This window comes from uncultured Roseobacter sp. (assembly GCF_947493125.1).
In the GTDB taxonomy this organism is placed as follows: Bacteria; Pseudomonadota; Alphaproteobacteria; order Rhodobacterales; family Rhodobacteraceae; genus Roseobacter.
Genome location: NZ_CANLQB010000027.1, coordinates 1 through 1,114 on the forward strand (window position 1 = coordinate 1; position 1,114 = coordinate 1,114).

Here is a 1,114-nt window from a genome sequence, read left to right on the forward strand (position 1 = left end):
CTCAGAACTCCACCACAGCCCTGATGGATTTGCCCTCGTGCATCAGCTCAAAGCCGTGGTTGATCTCGTCCAAGGTGAGCTTGTGGGTGATCATCGGGTCGATCTCGATCTTGCCGTCCATGTACCAGTCCACGATCTTCGGCACATCCGTGCGCCCCTTGGCGCCCCCGAAGGCCGTGCCGCGCCAGACCCGGCCCGTGACCAGCTGGAACGGCCGCGTCGAGATCTCGGCACCCGCAGGTGCCACCCCGATGATGATGCTCTCACCCCAGCCCTTGTGCGCGCATTCGAGTGCGGTGCGCATCACGTTCACATTGCCCGTGGCGTCAAATGTGTAATCCGCCCCACCCTTTGTAACCTCAACCAGGTGCGCCACGATATCCCCATCCACTTTCGATGGGTTGACAAAATCGGTCATTCCGAACTTCTGTCCCATCTCGGCCTTATCGTCGTTCAGATCCACACCCACAATCTGATCAGCGCCCGCCAGACGCAGCCCCTGGATCACGTTGAGACCGATGCCGCCAAGGCCAAAGACCACACAGCGCGAGCCGATCTCGACCTTGGCGGTGTTGATCACCGCCCCGATGCCCGTGGTGACGCCGCAGCCGATGTAGCAGATCTTGTCAAAAGGCGCGTCTTTCCGGACCTTTGCGAGCGCTATTTCAGGCACCACGGTATGATTGGCGAAGGTCGAGCATCCCATGTAGTGGTGGATCGGCGTGCCATCGAGCATGGAAAACCGCGTCGAGCCATCGGGCAGCAAGCCCTGCCCTTGCGTCGCGCGCACCTTCTGGCAGAGGTTGGTCTTGGGGTTGAGGCAGTACTCGCATTCGCGGCATTCGGGCGTGTAGAGCGGGATCACGTGGTCGCCCACCTCGAGGCTCGTGACGCCCTCGCCCAGCTCGATCACGACACCCGCGCCCTCATGGCCGAGGATCGCCGGGAAGATGCCTTCGGGGTCGTCGCCCGAGCGCGTGAACTCATCCGTATGGCAGAGCCCGGTCGCCTTGATCTCCACCAGAACCTCGCCCGCGCGCGGCCCCTCAAGCATCACCTCCATCACCTCAAGCGGCTGACCAGCAGCAACCGCAACCGCTGCGCGGGTTTTCAT

At 62.4% G+C, this 1,114-nt stretch carries 1 protein-coding gene; it reads right to left on the reverse strand.

Annotation, left to right across the window (positions count from 1 at the left end):
* Position 1: 1 nt before the first annotated feature.
* Positions 2-1,114: S-(hydroxymethyl)glutathione dehydrogenase/class III alcohol dehydrogenase (locus tag Q1A71_RS23605; protein WP_299682837.1), on the reverse strand; the 1,113-nt coding region annotated here is incomplete at its 5' end.